Annotated in this window: 17 protein-coding genes; 9 read left to right on the top strand and 8 right to left on the bottom strand. The window is 70.8% G+C overall.

Annotated elements, in window-relative coordinates:
- Positions 1–41: 41 nt before the first annotated feature.
- Together OG711_RS04290 and OG711_RS04295 are read right to left on the bottom strand one after the other, a co-directional pair.
- On the bottom strand, positions 42–1,949 hold the full coding sequence (locus OG711_RS04290; protein ID WP_329558433.1) for a serine/threonine protein kinase: 1,908 nt from the start codon (positions 1,947–1,949) through the stop codon (positions 42–44).
- Positions 1,950–2,265: 316 nt separating this feature from the next.
- Entirely contained in the window at positions 2,266–2,457 is a 192-nt protein-coding gene (locus OG711_RS04295) for a hypothetical protein (protein WP_073786584.1), read from the bottom strand.
- A 339-nt stretch (positions 2,458–2,796) separates the two neighbouring features.
- Here OG711_RS04295 and OG711_RS04300 point away from each other — a divergent pair, with 339 nt between their 5' ends.
- Entirely contained in the window at positions 2,797–3,762 is a 966-nt protein-coding gene (locus OG711_RS04300; RefSeq protein ID WP_266505538.1) for a pirin family protein, read from the top strand.
- Between the two features lie 29 nt (positions 3,763–3,791).
- Here the strand turns inward: OG711_RS04300 and OG711_RS04305 are convergent, their stop codons facing one another.
- Positions 3,792–4,268, bottom strand: coding sequence for a hypothetical protein (locus OG711_RS04305; protein ID WP_329558434.1), 477 nt, complete (start codon positions 4,266–4,268; stop codon positions 3,792–3,794).
- A gap of 273 nt (positions 4,269–4,541) precedes the next feature.
- Between OG711_RS04305 and OG711_RS04310 the strand changes: the two genes are divergently transcribed.
- Complete coding sequence (locus OG711_RS04310; protein WP_405672711.1) at positions 4,542–5,285, top strand: RNA polymerase sigma factor; 744 nt, start codon at positions 4,542–4,544, stop codon at positions 5,283–5,285.
- Between the two features lie 155 nt (positions 5,286–5,440).
- Here OG711_RS04310 and OG711_RS04315 read toward each other — a convergent pair whose 3' ends face one another.
- Both OG711_RS04315 and OG711_RS04320 read right to left on the bottom strand, forming a co-directional pair.
- Positions 5,441–5,989, bottom strand: coding sequence for an SMI1/KNR4 family protein (locus OG711_RS04315; RefSeq protein ID WP_329558435.1), 549 nt, complete (start codon positions 5,987–5,989; stop codon positions 5,441–5,443).
- Positions 5,986–14,628, bottom strand: a complete 8,643-nt coding sequence (locus OG711_RS04320) for a DNRLRE domain-containing protein (protein WP_405674759.1) — start codon at positions 14,626–14,628, stop codon at positions 5,986–5,988. The genes OG711_RS04315 and OG711_RS04320 overlap by 4 nt, the downstream gene beginning before the upstream one ends.
- A 462-nt stretch (positions 14,629–15,090) precedes the next feature.
- On the opposite strand from OG711_RS04320, the gene OG711_RS04325 reads away from it, so the two are divergent.
- The 5 genes from OG711_RS04325 (at position 15,091) to OG711_RS04345 (ending at position 19,352) form a co-directional block, all read left to right on the top strand.
- Positions 15,091–15,582, top strand: coding sequence for a hypothetical protein (locus tag OG711_RS04325; RefSeq protein ID WP_329558437.1), 492 nt, complete (start codon positions 15,091–15,093; stop codon positions 15,580–15,582).
- A 372-nt stretch (positions 15,583–15,954) separates the two neighbouring features.
- Entirely contained in the window at positions 15,955–16,254 is a 300-nt protein-coding gene (locus OG711_RS04330) for a tetratricopeptide repeat protein (protein ID WP_073787725.1), read from the top strand.
- 263 nt (positions 16,255–16,517) lie between these two features.
- Entirely contained in the window at positions 16,518–17,759 is a 1,242-nt protein-coding gene (locus OG711_RS04335) for an NAD(P)/FAD-dependent oxidoreductase (protein ID WP_329558438.1), read from the top strand.
- A 98-nt stretch (positions 17,760–17,857) separates the two neighbouring features.
- Positions 17,858–18,523, top strand: coding sequence for a mycothiol-dependent nitroreductase Rv2466c family protein (locus OG711_RS04340; protein WP_329558439.1), 666 nt, complete (start codon positions 17,858–17,860; stop codon positions 18,521–18,523).
- 343 nt (positions 18,524–18,866) lie between these two features.
- Positions 18,867–19,352: a hypothetical protein gene (locus tag OG711_RS04345; protein ID WP_329558440.1), complete on the top strand. Its 486-nt coding sequence runs from the start codon at positions 18,867–18,869 to the stop codon at positions 19,350–19,352.
- On the opposite strand, the gene OG711_RS04350 is transcribed toward OG711_RS04345, so the two are convergent.
- Both OG711_RS04350 and OG711_RS04355 read right to left on the bottom strand, forming a co-directional pair.
- Positions 19,324–19,842 (bottom strand): DUF6630 family protein, encoded by a 519-nt coding sequence (locus OG711_RS04350; protein ID WP_329558441.1) that lies wholly within the window; start codon positions 19,840–19,842, stop codon positions 19,324–19,326. The two genes, OG711_RS04345 and OG711_RS04350, sit on opposite strands and share 29 nt — an antisense overlap.
- A gap of 324 nt (positions 19,843–20,166) precedes the next feature.
- Positions 20,167–21,579, bottom strand: coding sequence for an aminopeptidase P family protein (locus OG711_RS04355; RefSeq protein ID WP_329558442.1), 1,413 nt, complete (start codon positions 21,577–21,579; stop codon positions 20,167–20,169).
- 220 nt (positions 21,580–21,799) lie between these two features.
- On the opposite strand from OG711_RS04355, the gene OG711_RS04360 reads away from it, so the two are divergent.
- On the top strand, positions 21,800–22,783 hold the full coding sequence (locus tag OG711_RS04360) for a helix-turn-helix domain-containing protein (protein WP_178390987.1): 984 nt from the start codon (positions 21,800–21,802) through the stop codon (positions 22,781–22,783).
- Between the two features lie 157 nt (positions 22,784–22,940).
- On the opposite strand, the gene OG711_RS04365 is transcribed toward OG711_RS04360, so the two are convergent.
- Complete coding sequence (locus tag OG711_RS04365; RefSeq protein ID WP_266505561.1) at positions 22,941–23,522, bottom strand: TetR/AcrR family transcriptional regulator; 582 nt, start codon at positions 23,520–23,522, stop codon at positions 22,941–22,943.
- A gap of 405 nt (positions 23,523–23,927) precedes the next feature.
- Here OG711_RS04365 and OG711_RS04370 point away from each other — a divergent pair, with 405 nt between their 5' ends.
- The gene (locus tag OG711_RS04370; RefSeq protein WP_329558443.1) at positions 23,928–25,091 is read left to right on the top strand and encodes an agmatine deiminase family protein; all 1,164 of its coding nucleotides are present in this window, start codon (positions 23,928–23,930) and stop codon (positions 25,089–25,091) included.
- Positions 25,092–25,209: the final 118 nt, after the last annotated feature.

Genomic DNA, 25,209 nt, shown 5'->3' on the forward strand with positions numbered 1-25,209 from the left:
CGTCCAGGACCGCGTTCGGCGCGGCCTCACCGGTGGGGTCCTCAGCCCCAGGGGTCGATCTCCTGGAGGCACAGATTGATCGCCTCCTGCTTGTCGTCGCTCGTCCAGCCCAGCGCCACACCGCCGACACAGCCCGGCGCGTCGACCGACAGCACCTTGTACGTCTTGTCCCACGGAACGGGGAAGTCGCAGGGCTCGACGTAGGCGGTGCCCTTGCCGCCGTCCTCGATACGGACGCAGTCGCCCGCCTCGGCCGTGAAAATGTCCTGCGAGTGGACCGTCGAGTAGAGGACGAACCCGGCGATCAGGACGAGGGCGATCCAGCCGAGACACCCCGCCCCGTCGCCGCCGCTCTGCGGGGCCGTGGTCGCGGACGGGGGCGTCGGCTTCGGGGGCGCCGTCGGGCCGGGTTTCGGGGTCGGCTTCGCGTGCGGCCCCGGGGTCGGCTTCGGGCCCTTCGCCGCTCCGGACTTCGCCGGTGCCTTGGTCGCCGCCTTGGCCTGCGGCTTCGGCTTGGCCTTCGCCCTGAGGTCCTTGGGGCCCTTGGAGTTCTTGGGGTCCTTGGCGGCGGACGCGGCGGCCTTCGGCCGTCTCAGCACCGCCACCGGGTCGCCGACCCGTACGGTCCCCCCGGCCACCGGGCCGGTCTCCCGCAGTTCACCCGCCGCCGGGGAGACGACCCGCGCGCGCTGCCGCCCGTCGGTCACGGACAGAAGCGTCTCGCCCGCCGCTACCGTGTCCCCCGGCCGCCTGTGCCAGCGGACCACCGTCACCCGGTCCGCCCGCGCCAGTTCCCCCGGTAACGCGGGCAGCGCCACCGGTACGATCCGGTCCGCGCTCGCCCTCCTCGCGTACAGCGCGCCCATCGCGTCGGCGGCCTCGGCCAGCAGCGCCCCTCGCAACCGCTCGTCCACCGGGTCCGGGTCCACCACGGGTTCGCCCACCGGGACCGGGTCGCGTCCCGGGTCGTCCACCGGAGCCCGGCCCGCACCCGGTCCGTCGACCTCGGCCCGGCCCGCACCCGGCTCGTCCGCCCTGGCCCGGCCCACGACCGGCTCGTCCATGATCCAGGTCGCGGCCAGCGCACCCCGTTCCACGATCATCGTGGCGATCCGATCGGGGTTGCGGCGCGCGGCGGGGGTGTACGACTCCGTCGCCGCCGCGAACCGCTCCAGCAGTTGGGCCGCCGTGGGCCGTTGCGCCGGGTCCTTGAGCAGGCACGGCACCAGCAGGTCTGCGAGCGTGGGCGGGACATCGGTCAGGTCGGGTTCTTCGTGGATGAGGCGGTGCAGGACGGCGAACGTCGTACCGCCGCCGAACGGGGCGCGTCCGGTCACGGCGTGGACCAGCAGGCTCGCCAGGCTGAACACATCGGACTCCGTGCCCGCTTCACCGTCCGTGACCTGTTCCGGCGACATGAACGCGGGGGTGCCGATCACGCCTTGCGCGGTGAGGCGGGTGGCCGCGTCGAGGGCCCGGGCGATCCCGAAGTCGATGATGCGGGGGCCGTCCTCGGCGAAGATGACGTTCCCGGGCTTGAGGTCGCGGTGGACCAGGCCGTGGGAGTGGATCGCGGTGAGCCCCTCGGCGAGTCCGGCGCCGAGCGCGGCCACCGTCCCGACCGGCAACGGCCCATGGGCGTCCACCGCCTCCTGCAACGACGGTCCGGGTACGTACGCCGTCGCCAGCCACGGCGCGTCGGCCGTCGTGTCGGCGTCGACCACCATCGCCGTGTAGAAGCCGCCGACCTGCCGCGCCGCCGCCACCTCGACGGCGAACCGGCGCCGGAACTCCGGGTCCTTCGCGAGATGCGGCCGTACGACCTTGACGGCGACCAGCCGCCCGCCCCGCGAGCGACCCAGATACACATCCCCCATGCCCCCGCCGCCCAGTTGTCCCAGCAGGACGTACGGGCCTATCCGGGAGTCCGACCACAGCGCTTCGGGCATGAGGGCAGTCTGATCGGTAGGGGCGGCCTCGGCACGCCCTTCCGGAAAACGGACCGGGTTCCTGGAACACGGTTTCGGCTTGCCGAACACAGGTCGAGGGACACCCGGACGCGCGTCCGCCGGGGACCATCGCCATCCGTGGGCGGAGCCCGCCGGGCCCGCCGAGCCCGGCAGGTCCACGACCGCCGCTGTCCGCCGGTGGTCCGGGAGCCTCCGCCCCCGGGTCGGCCGGTCACCCGTCCCGTACCAGGGCCCCCGCCCCGGGCCCTGGATCGGTACGGCGCTTACGTCCGCGGCACCGCCCGGCCGCGTTCCGTCAGCCGAACGGGGAGAACGCGCGCTCCTCCCGCGCGGACTGCGAGCGTTGCAGTCCGCTCCAGTCCAGGGCGTCGCGTGCTACGCGCTGGGTGAGCTCAGCCGCCTTGCGGGACTCGGACACGACGTCGCCGCGTTCCTGGATCAATCGCTCGTAGATCGGTGAGTGGCCTGATGTTTCCACGGTGTTCATAGGGATGATCCTCCCCCGTCCACCGGTGGCCTGTGAAGGCGGGCTGGTACGAGGTGCTCCGCCCGTCGTCCCCGGCCGCCCCGGTGGGGCGTGCCGACCCCGTGACCGCACGGCCGCCGGGCAGGCGTTTCCCGCCCGCCGCCTCCCGGTCCGGACGGGCACCCCGGTCGCCGCTCGCATCGCGGGTCGCGGGTCGCGGGTCGCGGGTCGCGGGTCACGGGTCACGGGTCACGGGTCACGGGTCACGGGTCACGGGTCACGGGTCACGGGTCACGGGTCACGGTAAGCCCGGGCCGGGGCAGCGGTCGCGGTTCGACCGGCTCCGCTAGGTTGTCCGACATGAGCAATCTTGACCGCGCACCGGTGCCCGCGCTCTGCGGCGGGCGGGGCTTCGTCGTCGCCGAGCCCGTCCGCGAGCTGCTGAGCCCCCGCCGTGTGAAGCTCGGTGAGTCCACCGAGGTCCGCCGTCTGCTGCCGAACCTGGGCAGGCGCATGGTCGGCGCGTGGGCATTCGTCGATCATTACGGCCCCGACGACATCGCGGACGAGCCGGGTATGCAGGTTCCCCCGCACCCCCACATCGGTCTCCAGACCGTGAGCTGGCTGCACGAGGGCGAGGTGCTGCACCGGGACAGCACCGGCAGCCTCCAGACGATCCGGCCGCGTGAGCTGGGCCTGATGACCTCCGGCCGGGCGATCGCCCACTCGGAGGAGTCCCCGAAGTCGCACGCCCGGTTCCTGCACGGCGCGCAGCTGTGGGTCGCGCTGCCGGACGGCGACCGCCATGTCGAGCCGCACTTCGAGCATCATGCGGTCCTCCCGACCGTCACGGCCCCGGGCCTGACCGCGACCGTGATCCTGGGCGACCTCGACGGCTCCCGCTCCCCGGGCACGGTGTACACCCCGATCGTGGGCGCGGATCTCGCCCTGACCCGGGGCGCCGATGTCCGGCTCCCGCTGGAGCCGGACTTCGAGTACGCCGTCCTGTCGATGTCCGGTGAGGCGAGCGTGGACGGGGTTCCGGTGCTGCCGGGCTCGATGCTGTACCTGGGCTGCGGCCGCACGGAGCTCCCCCTGCGCGCCGGGTCCGACGCGGGCCTGATGCTCCTCGGCGGCGAGCCGTTCGCCGAGGAGCTGGTCATGTGGTGGAACTTCGTCGCACGGACCAACGAGGAGATCGTCCAGGCGCGCTCGGACTGGATGAACGGCGACAGCTTCGGTGAGGTGAAGGGGTACGACGGGGGGCCGCTGGCCGCTCCGGAGCTGCCGCCGGGGCCGCTGAAGAAGCGTGGGCGCGTGCGCTGAACCGGGGTCATGGCCCCGCTCCGGCGCCGTTACGACGCCCGGCGCGGGCTCCCTTCGCCGCCGCCCAGGTACGCGGGGTCGCTCCGGCGGCGGCGCCCGTGGATCTGGAGGTACAGCAGGGCCACGGATTCCTCCGCTCCGTGGTCGAAGCGCTTCAGGATCTTGCCGAGCGGGTTCCAGAGCCGGCCGTCGGGCATCCGGACGCCCAGCGGCTGGCCGAACACCTCGCGCTGGTCGCGGTCCAGTTCGACCCAGACCGCGCCTGCCTTCCGGACCAGGACTTCCCCCGCGTACGCGCCGAACCCGAAGAGCGCCTCCAGCGGGCGGGCTCCCGCCCCTCCCGCACCACCTCTCCGGAGGCCGTCCACCACGAGATCCACGACGCGCAGACTGCCGACCGAGTAGTCGAGGGGTAATCGCGCCCGTGCGTTGACGCGCTCGACGAACTCCGCCACGTAGTGCCGCATCTGGGACGCGGCGGGTACCGGATCGACAGCCGGACGCATCACGACTCACCTTCTCCATCGGGACCGGGCCGGGGAACCGACCCGTAGAACCAAGCGGAAGGAGGCTGCCTGGCGTCACGGCGTGATTGCGCCGCGATTGCGTGATGACCCCGGTGGGGAGGAAGCATCCGGCACATGCGGCACCCCACGTCCCGCCCGTGATGCGGGCCACCGACCCGGCCGGCCTTCAGCCCACGGCACCCGTCGCTCCGCGTGCGACCGGTACGCGGAGCGGCGGCGGGACGGAGGCGCCGCTCGGAGGAGGGGAACCGGATGAGCGCACGGAGCCGCGGGCAGGGCGCCGCCGCGGGCGAGAAGGAACTCGGAAGAGCGATCGTCAGGGCGCAACAGGGGGACGAGCGGGCGTTCGCCGCGGCGTACGCACTCGTACAGCCGTCCCTGCTGAGCTATCTGTACGGACTGGTCGGGTCGGACGCGGAGGACGTGGCCTCCGACGCCTGGCTGGAGATCGCGCGCGATCTGGACCGGTTCAGCGGCCACGGGGCGGGCTTCCGCGCCTGGGCCACCAGCATCGCGCGGAACAGGGCGGTCGACCATCTGCGCCGCCAGCGGAGCAGACCCCGCGCCACGCTGCTGAACGAGGACATGCACGAACGGCCGAACGGTCAGGACACCGCCCGGGAGGCTCTGGAGAGCATCTCCACGCAGCGCGTCCTCTCCTTGATAGCGCTGTTGCCCGGCCGTCAGGCGCAGGCCGTACTGCTCCGTACGGTCATGGGCCTGGACGGGGTGACGGCGGCCCGGATGCTGGGTCGCCGCCCCGGCGCGGTGCGATCGGCCGCGCACCGGGGTCTGACCCGGCTGGGCCGCCGGCTCGACCCGGGCGGCCAGGGGCCGGCCGGGCGCCGCGGCCCGGACCGGGAGCGCCGCGTGGGCGCCGGGCCCTGGGGAGGGGGCTCCACGGCGTGGGCCGCGCGAGGGACGTCCGGTACGGCGGGGCCCGCGGCCTCCGGTGGCGCGGGCCCGGGCGTTCCGGGCGGGGCCAGGAGACCCTGAGCGGGCCCCCGCGCGAGATACGGGGGTGCGTGGCGTTCGAGCGGTGGCATCACCTGGTGCTCCCCGGTGCGCCGCGCACTTCGACAGGAACGGAAGCGGGTGCCCCGGCGCACAAGCGCCGGGGCACCCGCCCTCCTTGGCGTTTCAGCGGACCGTCAGAAGTCCTCGTCCGCGGCACTCACGAACTCGGCCTCGCTCAGTCCCCACAGCGAAGTGTCCCGCAGGGGGCATTCGTCGAAGTCCGCCCGAAGGGTCCGGTGGAGGAACTCCACCATTCCGACGTCATATCGGGACCACTTTCCGGTACCGCGGTCCCAGACCACGACGGGCCACTCGTCCGGATTGTCGGCCGATGCGTCCCAGCACAGGATATCGGCGGCGGAGTCGACTCCCCAGGCGATCAGAAGGGGCTCGGGAGGAACATCGAAGTTCCTGTCGGGCTCCATCCGCCAGGTGAGGCGCGCGGTCTTCGTCTCCGCCGAGAAACCGTCGCCGACCTGCTGCTCGTCCCAGGGCTGCGGTTCCAGGATCTCCAGGAAGTCCTCGACGGCACCGGGGCCGTAAACCTCCATGAACTGCCGGAAATCCGAAGGGAAGGAGGAACTCAGGCCCCATGAAGCGGAGATCAGGTCCCAATTGATTCCCTCGGGGGATTCCCCCTCGGGTGCGGGGAGCAACGAGCGGAGACTCTCCAGATGTGTCACTTCATCCCTCCGACTGGCACGGCATCACCGGTTTCGGGATCATTGTATGTGCCCAGGTTTCTCCCGTTGATGAGTTCATTGGTGACGGTGGCCTGGAACATCAGCCCCGTGACTCCATTGGCGTTCGTTCCTATGGCCTGCATATGGAACGACTCCGCCACGGTCCGACTCCCCTTGTACTGGGGTGTGACCTTGTAGTACACCGTCATGCCCGCCTCCAGGGCCTGCTGCACCTCCCTCTCGTACTGGCGCATGTTCTGGGAGCCCTGGGTCGAGCCGTCCTGCCAGGTGTTGGCGCCGCGTGAGCAGGTGGCGATGTTCTTCAGGTCGGTGCCCGAACCGCTGAGCTTGTCCCCCAGCAGATGGCAGGCGTTGATGTTCGTCCTCATGCTCAGATTGTGGAACGCGGCTGTCCGCCTCGCCCAGTCGTACCCGGGCGGCTTGACCTCCTTGACCTTGGGTGCACTCCCTCGGGACTTGTTGTCCTCCACATATTTCTGGGTCAGGCAGGCTTCCATCCCGGTGGCCCGTCCGCCGTTCGCCTTGTCCGTCTCGCCGAGATTGAGCCAGCCGCCCGAGCCGGCGTCGCAGCCGCCGGGACCACGGGGCGAGAAGGGTTTCGGTGTCACCGCGTCGAAGAGCCGGTCGATCGCGGTGTCCACCGGGTTCTCGTAGCCGAAGACCCAGCTTCCGGCCTCGATCCCCAGACCCACGGGGGTGCGCTTGGTTCCGAACTTGGCTGCCTTGCGGCCCCAGTCCCTCGCGGTGTCCAGGAATTGGTCGAAACCGAAGTCATGGCCGTCGAGTTCGACGAAGGTCGTCGGATTGCCGCCGGTGAAGGCGTAGCGGCTGCCTGTGTAGGGGTCGGACCCCAGGTTCATGTCCGCCAGGGCCCCGTTGTACATGTCCCGGCTGGTGAACCTGTTCAGACCCGGGTTGTAGTCACGGAAGCCCATGTCGTACGTCCCCGTCGAGGCGTCCCAGCGCTTCGCGTTGTACCGGTAGGGGTTGTACGCCTCCTGTGCCGGGTTGGCGGCGTCCGGCCGGTCTATTCCGGTGAAGTCCTGGACGTCGTCGGAACCGTAGGCGGTGTATCCGTAGGTGGCCTTGGAGTTGCCGTTCCCGTCGGTGAGGATCTCCACGTCCGTGTGGCTGTTGTAGCCGTAGTAGCCGTCCTCGGTGGTGCCGTCGGTGTTGTGCTTCACCTGCGACAGCCGTTCACCCCAGGGGCTGTACTGGTAGGACTTGCGGAGCGCTCCCGCGACCTCCTCGTTGAGCACCTCGTCGGCCAGACCGAGGTAGGTGAAGTCGGTGGTCCTGGAGCCTTCCGTCTTCGAGGCCGTGCGGTCGAGCGGGTCGAAGGAGTACGCGGTGGTCTCCATCGTTCCGGCCTGGTTCCGCTTCTGCGACTGGACGACATGGTCGAAGCCGTCGTAGACGCTGCGTTCGACGACCTGGCCGCCCCGGGTGACGGTGCCCTGCCGGCCGAAGGGGTCGTAGGCGTAGACCGAGGTGCTGCCCGCGGAGGTGGCGGAGACGAGCCGGTTGCGGTCGTAGGCGAAGGTCGTGGACGCGCCCTTGACCGTCTGGCTGACGACGTTCGCGTTGTCGTCGTGCACATAGACGTCGGTGCTCGCCGCGTGGCCGGTCCGCGTCGAACGGGTCAGCCGGTCGGCCGGGTCGTAGGTGTAGTCCGTGGTGGATTCCAGGTAGGACGTGTGGGCCTCGGCGTTCATCTTCTTCGCCACGTCCCGCGCCTTGTTGCCGTTGGCGTCGTAGCCGTAGGTGTGCGAGGCGACGAGGGTGCCGTTGGCCTTCTTCTCGGTCTGGCCGCTGACGGAACCGTTGAGGTGGTAGGTGCGGTCGACCGTGTTCTGGTTGGCCTTGGTCTCCTTGAGCTTGAGCCCTCGGGCCGTGTAGGTGTACGAGGACAGCTTCGGCGCGGTGTCCGCGGCGGAGCGGCCCACCGAGACGGTCGACACCAGATCCCGCAGATCGTAGGTGTAGGCGGAGTGCTGGTCGGGATGGCTGACGGTGACGGGGCGGCCGTTGGCGTCGTACGTGTACGCCGTCGACTTCCGCTCCTGGCCCGCGAGCGCCTCGGTCACCTTCGACACCCTGTTCAGGGAGTTGTAGACCACGGTGTAGGCGTCGACCTTGGTGCCGGTCGAGGTGTCGTCGATCGACGTCATGTTGCCGTTGACGTCGTAGGCGTACGCGAAGGAGCGCCTCTCGTCGTCCGTCTCACCCGCGGTGTCGCGGACCAGCTTCACGCCGTCGGCGACGACCGTGCCCGCGCTGTCGCGGAACAGCTGGAGCTTGGCCTGGTTGCCATGGGTCAGCGGGAACGAGCCGAGCGAGACCCAGGTCCCGGCACCCGTGGCCTGGTTCCGGGTGATGTCGGCCGTCGTACCGTCGGTCTTGGTGAAGGTGTACTTCGCGGTCGTGGCCGCCCCGCTGACCGGCGGGTACTTCACATAGGCGGTGTACGTGCCGCTCTTGGGGACGTCGAGGTTCCAGGTGAACGCCTCGGTGCCCGTCCCCGCCGCCTGCGTCTGGTGGTCGTAGCCGTGCTGGCCGGTGGCGGTGGCCTTCGGCCAGGTGCCTGTCGCGGAGGTGCTCTGCGTGTCGGAGTTGTCCACGACGACGACCGCGCTGCCGACCGGCACTCCGTCGTCCGTCTTGGTCCTCAGCTTCCCGTCCGGGAAGAACGACCAGCCCATGGTCCGCGTCGCGGTGCCGTTGGCCGAGGTGATCGTCCGGGCGGTCTGCTGTCCCAGTTCGTTGTAGTCGTACGAGGTGGAGATGGACCAGGGATCGGTGGACTTCTTCGCCCAGCCGTTGTCGTAGTACTCGTGGTCGGTGTCGTTGCGGACCGTCTGCCCCTCCGACGGCGGCAGCGAGGTCCGCTTCACCCGGCCCACGGCGTCGTAGACGGTCTCCGTGTAGATCCGCTGGTTGTGCCGGGGGTCGGCCGGGTCGTACGGCTGGTACTGGCGCACCGGCCGGTTCAGCGCGTCGTAGACGGTTTCCGAGGCGAAGTCGTCCGGCGCGGCGGTGTTCACCCCGCGCGGGCTGATCTTCCTGGTGTTGTTGCCCACCCGGTCGTACTCGAACCTGGTCGTCCGGTAGGTGGTGCCCTCGTAGGGAACGCGGACCTCCGTCCGGGCACCGCGCTCGTCATGGACGGTGTGGGTGGTGTTGTTCTCCTTGTCGGTGGCGGACGTGACCAGGGAGTCCTTGTCGTAGGTCTGCGAGGTGGTGTGCCCCGCGGCGTCCGTCGTCCCGACGACCCGGTGGTTGAGGTCGTAGGCCGTCTTCGTGGTGAAGTCGTCGGGGTCAGGTGTGGCGGTCTTCTTCGGGTCGCGCATCGTGACGAGGTTGCCGACGTTGTCGTAGACGTACGAGACCGTGTCACCGGCGTGGTTGGCGACGCTCGTCAACTGGTCGATGCCGTCGTAGGTGTTGACGGTCCGGTAGTCACCCGGGTCCGTCGTGGTCAGGGCGCCCTTGGGCTCGGTGGTGACGAGCAGATTGCCGACCTTGTCGTAGGTGTACAGGGACCGGCGGATCGGGGCGGTCGGGGTGTCCTGGGGAGCCGCGGCCTCGGTGATCTGGTCGGCGGCGTCGTAGACCGCGGTGGAGACCGCGCCCGTGGGTGAGGTCGAGGTGGTGACGTTGTCGTTCGCGTCGTAGACCGGTGCGGGGGTGGTGATCACCACTCCGCCCTGCTGGTCCTTCGGCGCCCTGTGCACCAGCGGGCGGCCGTAGACGTCATAGGTCTGGGTGGTCCTGATGCCCAGCGCGTCGGTGACCTCCCGGGTGCGGCCCCGCTCGTCGTAGACGAAGTTCCTGGCCTTGTCGAGCGCGTCGGTGACGGTGGCCGGGAGCCCGTGCGGACCGAAGCCGCTGTTGGAGGAGACGTTGCCGTTGGCGTCGGTCACCTTGGTCATCAGACCGTGGGCGTTGTACTCGTACTTCGTGGTGTAGTCGTCCGGTATGGACGGGGTGGCGACGCCCTTGGGGTCGGTGACCGTGGTCAGATTGCCGAAGGAGTCGTAGTCGAACTGCCAGCCGCGGCCCTCCGGTGACGTCTTACGGAAGAGGTCGGCCGAGAAGCCGTCGACCCGCGTCTGGTACTCGTACTTCGACGCGTTCGCCGGATAGGCGCCCGGGGCGCACTCGGCGGCGGAGGGGACACCGGTCCGGTTCTGCTCCGGATCCCGCTTCCACCGCGGATAGCCGGTCTTCTGGTCGTAGCAGTAGGCCGTCCTCGCTCCGTTGGCCTCTTCCAGGAGGACGACGTTGTTGTCGGCGTCCCATGTCGACTTCGTGAGCTGGGACTTGGCGTTGGTGTGCCGGACGCCGCGACCATGACCGTCCGTCAGATAGCTGGAGACGCGCTGCTCGGAGTCGGTGACGGTGGTGTCGGTGCGGGTGGCGTCGGTGGTGTCGACCGCGTAGGTGAAGCCGGTCGTGCCCTGGAGCCGGTCCGTGAGCGTCTTCGTACGCCAGTTGTCCTTGACAGCGGTGCCCGCGCCCGGCACGTGGTAGGCGAGTGCGGTGCCGTTGCCGCGCGGGTCCTCGGCCCTGACCAGTTTGACGTTCCGGTCGCTCTGGGCCGTGTCGTAGGAGAAGGAGAACACCTTGGGCTGGCCGGACCCGTCACCGTCGGTGATCCGGCCGAGCAGCCCCTTGGTGGTGTAGTGGAAGGAGACCTTACGGTCGGCGATGTCCGTCATGGACTTCACATGGTCGTGGATCCGGGGATTGTCGAGATCGGTGCCCGGGACCTTCGCACCCGCGTCGTTGATGTACTCGTAGGCCGCGTCGCCCTTCTCCCAGTAGTCGACGGTGAGTGACTGCCGGTTGGCCGGGTCGGTGACATAGGTGAGGAACTTGATGGTCCGGTTGTTGGAGACCCGCTCCTCGTAGGTGAACTCCTGGGTGTTGCCGTTGTTGTCGACGGTCTCGGTGAGATAGCCGTCGCAGCCGAACCGGAAGCGGGTGCCGTCGGGCCGGGTGAACGTCCACGCGTCGGAGACGGTGTCCTGGTCGGGTGTGCAGGTCACACCGGCCTTCCTGGCCAGCCGGTAGTGAACGCCCGGCGGTGCCTTCCAGGTGCCGTCGGACTGCTTCGTGAAGAGAAGCGTGGTGCCGTCGCCGTCCGTCAGCCGTATCTCGGTGGGGTTGTCGCGCGGATGGAAGTCGAGCGGTGTGCCCAGCCGGACGGGTCCGGCGAGCTGCGCGGACCAGCCGTGCCCCAGGACGGTGTCCGAGGTGTCCTGGGAGTTGTAGGAGAAACGGGCGAAGGTGGTCAGACCCCGGCCCGGGTTCGTGAAGGCGTTGTAGGACCAGACGCTGTTGCCCGCGCCGATATTGTTCATGACCGTCGAGCCGGCGCCGGTGTTCTTCCCGGTGTACGAGTAGAACTTCTCCATACCCAGGTGGTGCGCCTTCAGGTCCTCGACCGCCACGTCCTGCTTGAGCGGCGGGATACCACCCGCGCCCGCCGAGAGCCAGGTACCGTCCGAGACCTTGCGGATGTCCCAGTTGATGTAGTGCTCGGCGCGTTCGTTGCCGGTGGTGGTGATGTCGGGCGAGCGGATGGCCGCGTTGACCGTGGCCGACTTGCCCGGCAGCAGCGCCGGTATCGCGGTTCTCTTCTGGTTGGCGGGCGTGGTGACGTCGCTGCCGTCGGGCAGCTTCCAGGTGTACGAGAGTTCCCGCTCACCGGCGGCCCACGCCGTCGACGTGGTGTTGGTGATGGTGACCGCGCCCGTGTAGTCGGTGTTCGTCGTCATCCGGTGCGGGGTGCCGGGCGCGTAGTAGGTGTTCTCCGCGGTGGCGTCCACATAGATCACCCGCAGCAGCGGGCGCAGTTGGGCGTCGGGCGCGCCCGCGGAGAGGAACATCGAGCGCTCCTGTGCCCCGGCGGCCGTCTCGTTGTTCAGTTTGACCAAGGCGCCCTTGTTGCTGCCCGGGGTCTTCACCCAGTTCTGGGTGAGGCCGGTGGCGTCCCACCAGTGGCGGCCCAGATCGGTTCCGAAGGACGGCACGTGGTCGGCGACGGCGGCCGAGTGGTCACCGCCGGGCGAGGTCCACGCGGTGGTGGCGTTGGCGTTGTTCCAGGTGGCGGTGGTGTCGGTGAACTCCCGGGTGAGACCGTGCAGGTCGTACCGGGCTTTCGCGGTGCCGCCGCGTTCGGTCAGTGTCGACCAGAGGAACATCCGGCTTTCGAGGACGGTCGCCGTGCTCGGGATGGCGGTGGTGGGGAAGTCGACCACGGCGCGGGTCCTGCCGTACGTCCCCGAGTTGTTGCCCACGCTCAGCCACTGCTGGCCGACCGTGCCCTGCTCGATGGTGTTGAGGTTGGTGGTCGGCTTCAGGGACGACAGGGTGGTGTCGGTCTGTCCCGCCTGGATGAGCCGCATGGTGCGGCCCGCCTTGGGGATGGCGACCAGCCGGGTCGGTGAGCCGAGGACCTGGTTGTCCCTGGTTCTGACCGCGATCTGGTAGTAGTACACCTTCCCGATCTCCTCCGGACTGCTGTCCGGGGTGGGTACCGCGGTGGTGTCGGTGTACCTGGTGACCGTCCTTGCGATCGGCGCGATCCGCGTCGCGGAGGACGGGGTGAACACCTGCTGGGTGGAGCGGTGGAGCTGGTACTCGACGATGTCGAGGGACGCGTCACCGCTGGTGTTCGTGTAGGCGGGCCAGGACAGCTCGGGGCCGGTGGAATGGATGACCGTCGGCGAGCGCAGCGAGGTGCCGACCTTGCCGAAGGTGACGGTCAGCCGCGGGATGGTGGAGGTCTCACCACCGTAGTCGTAGTCCGCGGCCTCGTAGGCGGGCCCGCCGAGCGGCGCGGTGGCGCTCTCGTTGACGGCCTTGACGACGAAGCCGTGGTTCGGCGAAGTGCCGTTGACCCACTTCTGCACGGTGTCGGCGACGGCGAAGTTGTGCCAGGAGTTGTACTCTCCGATGTCCTTGCGGATCTGCCCCGGGTTGACGAGCCGTACGGCGTCGGCCATGGTCCGCCGGGAGGCGTCGCCGGTGTCCCCGAGTACGATGGAGCCGGTGCTGCCCTTGGCGAAGCTGATCTGACCGGTGCCGAGCATCCGCCAGCCCGCGGTGCCGGTCGACTGGTCGACCGTGTCGTTCTGCGCGGGTACGGCCGAGTTGATCGTGTAGGGGGCGGCGGTGGCGCCGTCCGCGAGCGGAGTGGTGTACGCCTCGACGCGGTAGTCCGTCGGGTCGTGGACCTGCGGCCGGTAGGTGTAGCTCTCGCCCGTGGCCGCGTTCTTGTTGTACGAGTAGTCGCCGCCGGAGCCGGTACCGGCGACCCTCGGCCACTCACCGACGGCGGCCGTCCCGGGGTCACCGTCGTCCAGCTGCACGGTGGTGGAGGACTGCTCCCCGGCCAGTGCGCTGGTGTTGTTCCAGTTGGCCGTCGCCTCGTCCCAGGCTCCGGTGGCCCGGCGGATCTCGACGTCCACATTGGTGGTGCCGGTGGTGTGGACCTGGTCGTAGTACAGGCCCAGCCGGGCCGCGTCGATCTTGGCGCCGGCCGGTATCGCGGTCAGCGGGAACTTGATGAGGGACCGGGCGATACCGGTGGCGCTGGTCTTGCCCGCCGCCATCTCCCAGGTGCCGTTGAAGTTGGTCGTGGGCTGGTCCGAGCGGACCATCACGTCCTGGGAGACCGACGCGGAGGGCGCGATGGTGATCGTCGGGTCGACGACCACCGGGTACTTCCGCCCGGGCGCGGCGAGCCAGTCCGCGTCCGGGGTGAGGGTGAGCCGCCAGCCCTTGCCGTGGCGGGTGAGCTTCTGCGTGACCTTCGGGCTGAAGGACTTCCCGTACGGGGAGGTGCGGTCCTTCCTGCTGTCGGTCATGAACGCGGGCGGGATCACCAGCACGGGGGTGGCCGGGTTCTCGCCGAACAGCGCGATCGAGCCGTCCGGCCGCTCCTTGGGCCGCAGGGCGCCCGCGTCGAGGGTGAAGACGTACGTCACCGGGTTCACGGGCCGCCGGGCGAGGGTGATGTTCTCCTTCACCCGGCCCGCGCCGACCTGGTACGACACATCGGCGCCGTCGGCCAGGCCCTTGTAGGTGACCGTGTCCCCCTTGGCGGTGGGCTTGACGCCCTTGGCCGCGCCCAGGAGACCGAGGCTGACGGCCTGGCCCTCCGGGGTCTCGAAGCGCAGCAGCCTTCGGGAGTCCGTACCGAACCAGCTACGGCTGGTGTTCGCGGTGTTGGCGAAGGCGAAGTCCTGGCCCTTGACGGCCTTTACCGTGGTGTCGACTGGCTTCCATGCCTTGCCCGACCGATAAGAGACTGGGCTGGCCGATAATTCAGCCTCGACCCGTCCGTCGGAGAGCTGCCAGAACCGGGCCTGAGGCGTACGCCTTTCGGCCAGTTCCCTGATCCGCTTGGCCGGGGGAGCCTTCTTCCCCTTGGCCAGTTTCTCCCGGCTGGGTATCTCCAGCTTTGCGCCTGCCGGAGGTTTGGCGAGCCCGGGGCCTTTCTTGTCCTCATCGCCCGAGAGCCAGCCCTTGACGGTCTCGACGACTCCCTTGTCGTCACCCTTGCCCGTCGGCGACTTCGGTTCGGCGTAGGCGATCTGCGGCAGCATCGTGCCCGCGATCGCTGCCGCGACCAGGCATGACACGTACTTCGCGTACGGAGATCTCACCTCGGTGTCCTTCCGTTCCGGCGCCCCCGAACCCTTCACAGAAAGGCGGAAAGGGCACGCCGAATGTGCTGGAACGGAGTTTTCCGTCCAGCCGGAACCATGTGCCTGCCGGGCTTGAGAGTTCGGGGATGTTTCCCCTCCTGGGCACGGCAGCGAAAGTATCGACCGTACGACTGACACCATGTCAACCCTGCGGACATATAGGGCGGCAGAGAGCCCATGGTGGCGCCAATTGGTCCGCTTTTTCCGGCTGCTTTCACAGCCGCCACGGAATGGTGTATAACCCTGCCGGTCAGCTGTCCGTCCACTCGGAGGAAGGCGGTGCGGGTCATTTCAGCCAGCAAAGAGGGGGAATCGACGGAGCCCGGAGCGGGCTCGGCCGCAGGTGCCGGGCCGAGTACGGTGACCGAGGCGGAGGCCGGTGCGGAGGCCGGGCAGGGCGCGGACCCGGGGCAGGACAAGGCGGCGGGCCGGGGTGCCAGGAGCCGACGGTGGATGTGGGTGACCGCCGGGGCGCTGGCGCTGGTCTGTGCGGGCATCGCGGGACTCGCGGTCCACGAGCCGTCCGGCGGGGGCGGTTCCGGGGAGCGGCGTCCCGCGCGGGCCGTGCCCACGGCGGAAGTGACGTACGTGGTCACCGGGCGGGGCACGGCGGAGATCACCTACCGCCCGGAGGGCGGAACGGACGCGACGACGGTTGTCCGGGAGGCCGCCCTGCCCTGGAGGAAGTCGATCCGGCTCCCCGTCGGCAAGTCACCGACCGTCGCCGTCGTCCTCGGCGGGAGCGGCGGCCGGGCCGCCTGCACGGTCGCGGTACGCGGCGAGCATGTCCAGCGGGCCACCGCGACGGGCAGCTACGGGCGGGCGACGTGCGGCGGGGAGCGTCTGGAGTGAGACGCGGGCAGGACGATCGGGCCTTGGCGCCCGAGGGTGCGGTGAAGCGGCCGGGTGGCGGCCCCCGTGCGGCCGGGGCACCGCCCTTGACCGGATCACTTCGCACCCGGTGTGACCGAGGACCGGATCTCTACGTACCCGGTGTGACCGAGGGGGGTGATCGCGTCATTGTGCCGATCCGGCCGCTCGCGTACCACCGCGCGATCAAGGTCGCGCGAACCCGCCGTCCCGAACGCGGCGCCCTCCTCCCATGAGCCCCGTCACCCACACGGAATATTCACGTGTACCCCCCCGTTGCCGCGATCGAAGGAGGTTCGAGTGAACACGTACTACGAGTTCGGGACGGCCGCGGAGCGCTGGGAGCGCGCGCAGATGTTCTTCGACGCCAAGGAGTACCTGACGGCGGCGCGCATCCTCGACGGTCTGGTGGCCGAGGCGCCGGAGCAGGTCGCCCCGCGGCTGCTGCTGGCCCGTGCGTACTACCACTCGGCCCGGCTCGGCCGCGCCGAGGAGCAGCTGAAGGCCGTGCTGGAGCGGGACCCCGTCGAGAGCTACGCCCGGCTGATGCTCGGCCGCACCCTGGAGCGCCAGGGGCGGGACGCCGAGGCCGCCGGACATCTGCGGATGGCCGCGGCCTTCGCCGGGGACTTCGGCCCGACGGACAACGGATGATCCGTTGACCGGATGATCCGACCGGCTCTGCGGCTGTAGGGCCGTGGGCTCACGGCCGGCGCCGGTCCGTGCCCGGGTGGGTGCGGACCGGCGCCGGCGTGCGGCAGGCGTGCCTCTGCCTGACCCCAGGTGATCACCCAGCGTGGCCACGGATGCGACGCGCCCCGGGTAGCGCGGCCCGGTCCGGCGCTGTACGAGTGGTGGGTACCGTCCCGGCACCCGGTACGGGGGTACCGGGCCGCTCCGGGAGAAAGGCGGCACCCTTGCGTGCGACGCATCGGTCACCCGACGTCCTGGTCGTGGGCGCGGGGCTCGCCGGGCTCGTCTGCGCCCATGACCTGCTCCGGTCCGGTCTCGACGTGTGGGTGGTCGAGGGGTCGGACGGGGTCGGGGGCCGGATGCGTTCCGACCGTCACGAGGGCTTCGTCATCGACCGGGGCTTCCAGGTCCTGAACACCTCGTACCCCCAGATGCGCGCCCGGCTGGCCCTGCGTGACCTGCGCCTTCGGCCCTTCACCCCCGGTGTGCTGGTGCACACGGAACGCGGTCGGCTGCGCTTCGGCGACCCGACCAGGGAACCCCGCCGACTGGCCGGGATGCTGCCGGGGCGGCTCGCACCGGTCCGTGACGTGCTGGCCCTCGGGCTGATGTCGGCCCGTGACATGTTCGGGCCCGTCCGGGCGCTGAAGCACGCCGAGGACCGTACGACCAGGACCGCGCTCGCGGCGGCGGGCTTCTCGGAGCGATTCGTCGAGGAGTTCTTCCGCCCCTTCCTCTCGGGTGTCTTCCTGGAGGACGAGTTGGAGACGTCCAGCCGGTTCTTCCATCTCGTCTGGCGCAGCATGCTGCGCGGCACCCTCTGTCTGCCCGCGCGTGGGATCGGCGCGGTGCCCGCCCGGCTCGACGACGCGCTGCCGACCGGCACCGTCCTGCTGGAGACACCCGTGGAGCGGCTCACCGACAGCGGTGTCCTGCTCGTCTCGGGCCGTGAGATCGCCGCCCGTGCCGTGGTCGTCGCGACGGGCCCGGCGGCGGCCGGCACGCTGCTGCCCGGTCTCGGGGTGCCGCCGTACCGCGTCGTCACCACGTACTTCCATGTGTGCGGTTCCTCGCCGCTCACCGAGCCGACCCTGCTGACGGACTCCCGGCGGCGGTTCCTCAACACCTGCGTGCTCAGCGAGGTCGTTCCCGGGTACGCGCCCGAGGGCCACTGCCTGGTCGAGACGTCGGTGCTCGGCCCCGACATCCCCGGCCGGGAGGCGCTGGTACGCAAGGCTCTCGCGGAGGTGTACGCGACGGACACCGGCGGCTGGGACCTGCTGACCGTGCGGACCGTTCCGCAGGCGCTGCCCGCCATGCCTCCTCCGCAGCCCCTCAGCCGTACGACCCGGCTGGGCGCGGGCCGCTATGTGTGCGGCGACCACCGGGCCACGGGCTCGGTCCAGGGCGCGATGGCCTCCGGGGCGCGAGCGGCCCAGGAGCTGCTGTCCGACCTCGGACGATAGCGGTGCCGTACCGACCAGCCTGACGCACTTCGGTGTGGGGGACCCGGCATCGATACGGCTGCGGGTACGCGTCCCGGACCCCGGCGTACCGTGGGTCCGTGGACACGACCGTACGAGGAGCCGAGCGGACGACCGGGCCGCCGCGGACCGCCGACTTCTGGTTCGACCCCGTCTGCCCCTACACCTGGATCGCCTCGCGGTGGCTGGTGGAGGTGACCCGGGTACGGCCAGTGACCGTGCGCTGGCGGGTGATGAGTCTGTCGGTGCTCAACGAGCACCGGGACGACGACCCCGAGGGCGAGTGGGGGGAGTACATGTGGGCGCCGGTGCGGGTGTGCGCCGCGGTGGAGCGGCGGCTGGGTCCGCGGGCGCTCGGTGAGCTCTTCACCGCGATGGGCACCCGCTTCCACCTCCGGGGCGACTGGGGGGATCTCGTGGGGGCGCTCGACGACGCCGGGTTGCCGAGGGAGTTCGCCGACGCCGCCGGTTCCACGGCGTACGACGGGGTGATCCGCGCGTCGCACGCGCGGGCCGTCGCCCTGTCGGGCCCTGATGTCGGCACCCCGGTGCTCTCGGTCACCGGGGCGGACGGGGAGCGGGTCGGCTTCTTCGGCCCGGTCGTCTCCCCCGCGCCCACCGGGGAGGCGGCGGGACGGCTGTGGGACGGCTTCCTGCTGCTGGCGGACACCCCCGGGTTCCATGAACTCACCCGCGCCGCCACCGCGGAACCCGATGTCGGCCGGGCGGACCCGACCGCGCGCTGAGCGAGGCAAGACGACCGACCGGGGCTGGGGCACCCGGTAGGGCACCCCGTCCGGGCCCGACATCCCGTCCGACGGTGACCCCCGTCCGGCGCTGACGCACCGGCGCATTCCGGAGACCGGAGCGCCCGCCCATGCCGGGTACGCCAGCCAATCGTTTTATATGAGCCATTGGTCCTCTGTTCGATATGCAGGGACTCGTCCGGCATGCTCGACTGTTCCCCGCACATCCTCCGCTTCCCTTTCCACCGGCTTCGTGCTGCTGCGCTGCGGCGGCCGGTTGGTTCTGTCCGCATGCCCAGCCGCGCCCCTGAGCGGGCGCGTCCGAACAGAGACGGGATGACCGATGACGACCACCGACCAAAGCGTGCTGAAGATCTACAGCGACCGGGCCTACGAACACACGACGATGGTGCGCCACCAGGGCACCACCCTGGCCTTCGCCATGGACGACAAGCGCCGCCTCGTCTGCACCGTGCTGGACCTCTCCGCGTACGACGCCGAGCGCGGCGAGCTGGACGCCGCGTACTGGTCCGAGAACCCGGTGGAATTACCGTTCCCGAACGAGATCGTGAAGGTCGGCTACGCCCTGGTGGGGGCGACCGCCATGCCCGTCGTCAAGAAGGGCGGGCGGACCGAGGCGCGGCCCCAGGACGAGCTGGAGCCGGAGGAGACCGACCGCTTCCTCTCCACCACCGCGCGGCTGACCGTCAGTCCCGGACGACCGGAACGAGTGACGCCACCGGGTGTGCGGGGTGCGGCCCTGGCGCCGCACACCCGGTGCGGTGCGGTTCCGGCTCGTCTCACCGGGCGCCGAGGACCTTCGCGGTGAAGCCCGCGCGGGTCGCGAGCGACACCAGCTCCTTGGCCCGCGCCCCGCGCAGGCACACCACCGGATAGCAGTCCGAGTCGATGTCGAGGACGACGAGGGCGGCACCGATCTCGCGGTAGTGCCGACCGCAGGCACGCAGGAACCGGGCCGTCGGCAGAAGCATCTCATCGGCATCGAACAGCACCCAGGGATCGATGGACGGACGGGAGGCGAGCCCTCGCAGCCCGCTCCGGATCTCCTCCGGCGCCTCCTTCCAGTCGAACTCCGCGAGCAGCCGGTGCTCTTCGAGCGCGTCGACGAGCGCTATCCAGGGCAGGGCCGGGAAGGGTGCGTCGATGCCCCGGTCCGCCAACCGCGCCGCGTGCCGGCGGACATACCCCTCGGGGTCGTCGTACGCGTGCAGCACCTGCTCGGCGACGGCCGCAAGGGCGGGCGCCAGAAGCGCCGCGACGGCTGCCAGGGAAGTACGCTCGGCGTCGGTTTCGGGCATGCTGCGGCACTCCTTCGACAGCCGTACGGCTGCGGATCGGCACGGAGGACGGGCGCGCTGTTCGACACCCACGAACACCATGACACGGGGGTCTGACACCGGCCGTCGGGCCGCCCCGCGTCCGCGTCGCCCCGGACTCGGCTTCCAGAGCGCCGACTTCAGCGTCGCCGCCCTCGGTGAGCACACGCGGCGCGAACGCGGGCTCACCGTCCCGGCGGACAGCGGGGGCCGGACCCGTACAGGTCCGGCCCCCGCCATGTGCACCCCGCCATGTGCACCCCGTCAGGCCCTCACCGGCGAGGACCTGGCCGAAGTGCGCAACAGTCAGCCCGCGAAGCGGGCCATCCACGCCTCGACATCGGCCGACGAACGCGGCAGGCCCGCCGACAAGTTCTCGTGGCCGTCCTCGGTGACGACCAGGTCGTCCTCGATCCGGACGCCGATGCCGCGCCACTCCTGCGGCACGGTGAGATCGTCCGGCTGGAAGTACAGGCCGGGCTCGACGGTGAGCACCATGCCCGGCTCCAGGACACCGTCGACGTACTCCTCGTTGCGGGCCTGCGCGCAGTCGTGGACGTCCAGTCCGAGCATATGACCGGTGCCGGCCATGGTGAAGCGGCGCTGGAGGCCCAGTTCGAACGCGCGCTCCGCCGGGCCCTCGATGAAGCCCCACTCGACCAGCCTGGCCGCGAGACTGCGCTGGGACGCCTCGTGGAAGTCGCGGTACGGGGCGCCCGGCTTGACGGCGGCCATGCCGGCCTCCTGGGCCTCGTACACCGCGTCGTAGACCTCGCGCTGGAGGGGGGTGAAGGTCCCGCTGATGGGGAGGGTGCGGGTGACGTCGGCGGTGTAGAGGGTGTGCGTCTCCACGCCCGCGTCCAGCAGGAGCAGGTCCCCTTGGCGCACCGGACCGTCGTTGTCCGTCCAGTGCATGATCGTGGCATGGTCGCCCGCGGCGCAGATCGAGCCGTAGCCGACGGAGTTGCCCTCCAGACGGGCGCGGCGGAAGAAGGTGCCCTCGATCCAGCGCTCGGACGACGCGACCGCCCGGGAGAGCTCACCGATCACATCGGTGAATCCGCGCACGGTGGAGTCCACGGCCTTGCGGAGCTCGCCTATCTCCCAGTCGTCCTTGACGAGACGCAGATCGCTGAGCACCCCTTCCAGCTCTTCGTCGCGGTCCTCGTCGGAGGTGACGGCGGCTTCCAGGGCCGGGGCGAGGCCACGGACGATCCGGGTCGGCGCCCCGGAGGCGGCGGCCAGGTCGGCGGCCGCCGTACGGACATCACGGCAGGGCAGACCGAGGACGGTCCGCGACTCGGCGAGGGAGCGGCGGCGGCCCATCCACAGCTCCGCCGCGGGGCCGGTCCAGAACTCGTCGTCCTCCCGGCTGTCCCGGGGCAGCTGGTAGCAGTAGGCGTCATGGCCGCCGTCCGCACGGGGTTCGAGGACGAGGGCGCCGTCCCGGGCCTGGTCCCCGGTCATGTGCACATAGCCCGAGTACGGGCGGAACGGGTAGGTGTCGTCGTTGGAGCGGACCTTGAGACTCCCCGAGGGAATCACGAGGCGTTCGCCCGGGAAGCGCGCGGAGAGCGCGGCGCGGCGGCGGGCCGCGTGGGGGGCCTGTTCGCCGGGCCGCAGATCGTGCCGCTCGGTGTCCGCCCATCCCGTCCGCATCAGTGCGGACAGTTCCTCGGAGATCTCCGAGTAGAGACCGTTCTTGCGGCCTTTCGCCATGTCGTACGCCTTCCCCTGGGTGGTCCGTCACCGGCGAGGGACATGGGGAGCCGCCCGCACCGGCTGCCTCCCCGTCGCGGCCGCGGCTCGCGCGCCCTCGCTGCCGCCGGTCGTCGGCGGCCCTCGGACGGTATCCCGCGCCGCGCCCGCCCGGTGCCGAACCGCGCCACTGGCACAGATCGGCCACGGGGCGGGCCGGGGGCTGTCGATAATGGGGCCCATGACGAACGCGAAACTCGGCGAGGCCCTTCGGCTGCTGGGGCTGGACCGCACGGCGGCCCGGGTCTATCTGACGCTCCTCGAACTGGCCCCCGCCCCGCTGGACGCGGTCGCGGCGGCGGCCGGGGTGGGCGGTGCGGAGCTCGCCACGGCGTACGGCACGCTGGTCGACGCGGGGCTCGCCAGTGCCGCCGGGAAGGGCGGGGACGTGGTCGCCCCGGTGCCGCCCACCGCCGGTCTGGAGATCCTCGCCCGGCACCGGGCGGCCGAGGTCGAGGAGTCGCGTATCGCCGTCGGGGGCGCGTTCGACTCGTTCCGGCGGCAGCGGCTCGCCGCGTACAACGAGGATCTCGTCGAGGTCGTCACCGGTGACGCCATCGGCCCCAGGATCCGGCAGGCCTGGGCGAGCGCCCGCGAGCAGATCCGGCAGTTCGAGTCGCCGCCGTACTTCCCGCTGTCCGGTTCCACGGACGACGCGCTGGCCACGCTCGCCCGCGGGGTGACACAGCGTGTCGTGTACTCACGGGAGTCGCTGGAGCATCCGGGTCATCTGAGGGAGGTGATCGAGCCGTGTGTGCGGGCCGGCGAGCAGGCCCGGGTGCTGTCGTCGGTGCCGGTCAAACTGGTGATCATCGACGACGCGTACGCACTCGTCTCGTTGTCGATCAAGGAAGCCGACGTGCACAACACCATGCTGGTCGTGCAGCCGTGCGGCCTGCTCTCGGCGCTCATGGCACTGTTCGAGCAGTCCTGGCACAACGCCCTGCCCTTCCAGGGCCGCACCACCCGTCCGGGCGGCCTGCCACCCGCGGACCGACGGCTGCTGTGGCTTCTCGCGGGCGGCGCGGGCGACGACGTCATCGCCCGCGAGATGGGGATCAGCCGCCGCACGCTGTACCGGCGCCTCCAGGTGCTGATGGCCCAGCTGGGCGCCGCGAACCGCTTCCAGATGGCCTTGCAGGCGCAGCGCAGCGGGTGGTTGTGACCGGCGTGTCCGTGGCCCGGACGCGTCTCTCACCGGGCTGTGTCCGTCGGCTGGGCAGACCCTTTCGCCAGGTGTGTTCCTCGCCCGTCCGGGGGCGGTACAGCCACTGCGGCGGCCGGGCGGCCTGACGATCCGCTCTGCCGGGCGCCCGCGCCGGTCAGCCCTGGCCGAGCCCGGCGAGTTCGGCGCCGATGGCGCCGCGCAGCAGTTCCCGCGCGTGCGGGATCGTGATGCCACCGCTGAGCCATCGCATGCTGAGCCCTTCCAGCAGGGCGGTGAGCCGTTCGGCGGCGGCGGCGAGCGACGAGGCCGACGCCGTGGGCCGGGCGTCACCCAGCAGCGCGGCGACCTCCCGCACCCAGACCAGGGTGGCCCTGGCGAGATCGTCGCGCAGCACCTCGTCGAAGACGGCGCTCGCCCGCAGCTCGCCCCAGGCCGAGCTGTTCTCCCGTACCTCCGCGGTGTCCTGGAGTTCGCGCAGGAGAGCGTTCTCCAGCTCCTGGTGGGGGGTGAGCGGCGGATCGTCCGGATCGCGGTCGGTGGTGTAGCGCGCGGCGCGGTCGCTGATGAATTCGAGGGTCTGGCGCAGGACCCCCGTACGGTCCTTGAAGTGGTAGTAGATCAGGGCGGTGGAGACTCCGGCCTCGGCCGCGAGTTCGTCCACACGCAGCCCTCGGACCCCGCGCCGGGCGATCACCCGGGCGGCCGCTTCGAGGATCTGAGTGCTGCGAGCCGCCATGATCCGCAGTTTACCGGGGCGTTCCGGGGCGGATGCGTGCGGCCTGTCGCCGGGTGTGCGGACCGATGGCGGGGCGGATGTGCACCATCCGCCGCCGGGTGTACGGACCGGTGACGGGGCGGATACGCACCGTCCGCCGCCGGATGTACGGACACGGCGACGGGCGACCGGCCGGGCTCGGGAGGGGCTGAACCGGCGCCGGGCTCGCGCGGTCCGCCGCCCGGGCAGGGTTTGACTGAATTTTCAGTCAGTGTCACAGTGGCGACACGTGGCCGTACCACTCATCCGTGGTCCGGCCGTTCACCGGGTCGAGCGCGCACCCTTGTCCCAGGGCCGATGCCGCGCCTCCCGCGCTCGCCAGGGCCGGAACGCGCGCGTTCCGGCCGGTCCCACGATCGGAGTCCCATGCCGAACCCTTCCACCACCCGCCGGACCACCCTCCGCGCGCTCGCCGGGCTCGGCACCTTCGTCTTCGGCGCCGCGGCCTGCGGCCCTGCCGGGGCGCCCGTCCGGTCCAGCGCTCCCGCCGACTCCCCGCGGCAGGCTTCGCCGGGCCGGGAACGCCGCCTCGGCGCCGAGTGGGAGAGCCACACCCGCACGTTCATGTCGTGGCCGGCCCTCTCCTCGGTCTGGGAGGAGGACCTGCCTTATGTGCGCGAGGACATCGCCCGGATCGCCCGGGCTGTCGGCGAGTACGAGGCGGTCGTCATGATGGCCCGGCCCGCCCAGGTGAAGGCCGCGCAGCGGGCCTGCGGCGCACAGGTCGAGGTCGTCCCGCTGGCCGTCGACGACCTCTGGGCGCGCGACACCGTGCCCGTCTTCGTCGAGGAGGACGGCGAGATCGTCGGCGTCGACCTCAACTTCAACGGCTGGGGCGACAAGCAGGAACACCCGAACGACGCGCTGGTCGGCCGCGCCCTGCTGCGGAAGTACCGGATTCCGCGGGTCCAGGCGCCGTTCGTCTCGGAGGGCGGCTCCTTCGAGACCGACGGGGAGGGCACCTTGTTGATCACCGAGAGCTCGATCGTCAACGACAACCGGAACAGAGGCAAGAGCCGGGAGACGATCGAGGCGGAGCTCAAGGAGGTCCTGGGCGTCACGAAGGTGGTCTGGCTGGCGGGCGTGCGCGGGCAGGACATCACCGACGCGCATGTGGACAGCCTCGTGCGCTTCACCGCACCCGGTGTGGTCCTGCTGGACCGGGCGCATCCGAGCACTCCGCGGGACTCCTGGTCGCGCTCCGCCGACCAGGCGAAGTCCGTCCTGTCGAAGGCGGCCGACGCCCGTGGCCAGCGCTTCGAGGTCATCGACCTGCCCCAGCCCGACCTGAACAGGATCACCGGCGAGGGCGACGACTTCCTCGCGACGTACGCCAACTTCTACCTCGCCAACGACGCCGTCCTCATGCCGAGGTTCGGTGACCGCAAGGCCGACGACCGCGCCCGCGGCATCCTCCAGGAGCACTTCCCCGAGCGGGACATCGTGCCGGTCGGGATCGACACGGTCGCCTCGGGCGGCGGCGGAATCCACTGCGCGACCCACGACCAGCCCGGCAAGCCCGCCGCGTGAGCGGGACAACGCGCACCGTGGGGGTGACCGGGTGAACCGGGTGGGCGGGGAGGGCGGGTGACCCGGTGGTCGGTTGGTCGGGGGCGCGGGGCCGGGTTGTCGGGGAGTCGGGTTTGCC

The organism is Streptomyces uncialis (assembly GCF_036250755.1).
Taxonomy (GTDB): Bacteria; Actinomycetota; Actinomycetes; order Streptomycetales; family Streptomycetaceae; genus Streptomyces; species Streptomyces uncialis.

What these genes read in the sequence shown, in the direction of transcription:
- OG711_RS04290 (WP_329558433.1), bottom strand. Translation starts at nt 1,949, where the DNA reads ATGCCCGAAGCGCTGTGGTCGGACTCCCGGATAGGCCCGTACGTCCTG.
- OG711_RS04295 (WP_073786584.1), bottom strand. Translation starts at nt 2,457, where the DNA reads ATGAACACCGTGGAAACATCAGGCCACTCACCGATCTACGAGCGATTG.
- OG711_RS04300 (WP_266505538.1), top strand. Translation starts at nt 2,797, where the DNA reads ATGAGCAATCTTGACCGCGCACCGGTGCCCGCGCTCTGCGGCGGGCGG.
- OG711_RS04305 (WP_329558434.1), bottom strand. Translation starts at nt 4,268, where the DNA reads ATGCGTCCGGCTGTCGATCCGGTACCCGCCGCGTCCCAGATGCGGCAC.
- OG711_RS04310 (WP_405672711.1), top strand. Translation starts at nt 4,542, where the DNA reads ATGAGCGCACGGAGCCGCGGGCAGGGCGCCGCCGCGGGCGAGAAGGAA.
- OG711_RS04320 (WP_405674759.1), bottom strand. Translation starts at nt 14,628, where the DNA reads ATGCTGCCGCAGATCGCCTACGCCGAACCGAAGTCGCCGACGGGCAAG.
- OG711_RS04330 (WP_073787725.1), top strand. Translation starts at nt 15,955, where the DNA reads ATGTTCTTCGACGCCAAGGAGTACCTGACGGCGGCGCGCATCCTCGAC.
- OG711_RS04345 (WP_329558440.1), top strand. Translation starts at nt 18,867, where the DNA reads ATGACGACCACCGACCAAAGCGTGCTGAAGATCTACAGCGACCGGGCC.
- OG711_RS04350 (WP_329558441.1), bottom strand. Translation starts at nt 19,842, where the DNA reads ATGCCCGAAACCGACGCCGAGCGTACTTCCCTGGCAGCCGTCGCGGCG.
- OG711_RS04355 (WP_329558442.1), bottom strand. Translation starts at nt 21,579, where the DNA reads ATGGCGAAAGGCCGCAAGAACGGTCTCTACTCGGAGATCTCCGAGGAA.
- OG711_RS04360 (WP_178390987.1), top strand. Translation starts at nt 21,800, where the DNA reads ATGACGAACGCGAAACTCGGCGAGGCCCTTCGGCTGCTGGGGCTGGAC.
- OG711_RS04365 (WP_266505561.1), bottom strand. Translation starts at nt 23,522, where the DNA reads ATGGCGGCTCGCAGCACTCAGATCCTCGAAGCGGCCGCCCGGGTGATC.
- OG711_RS04370 (WP_329558443.1), top strand. Translation starts at nt 23,928, where the DNA reads ATGCCGAACCCTTCCACCACCCGCCGGACCACCCTCCGCGCGCTCGCC.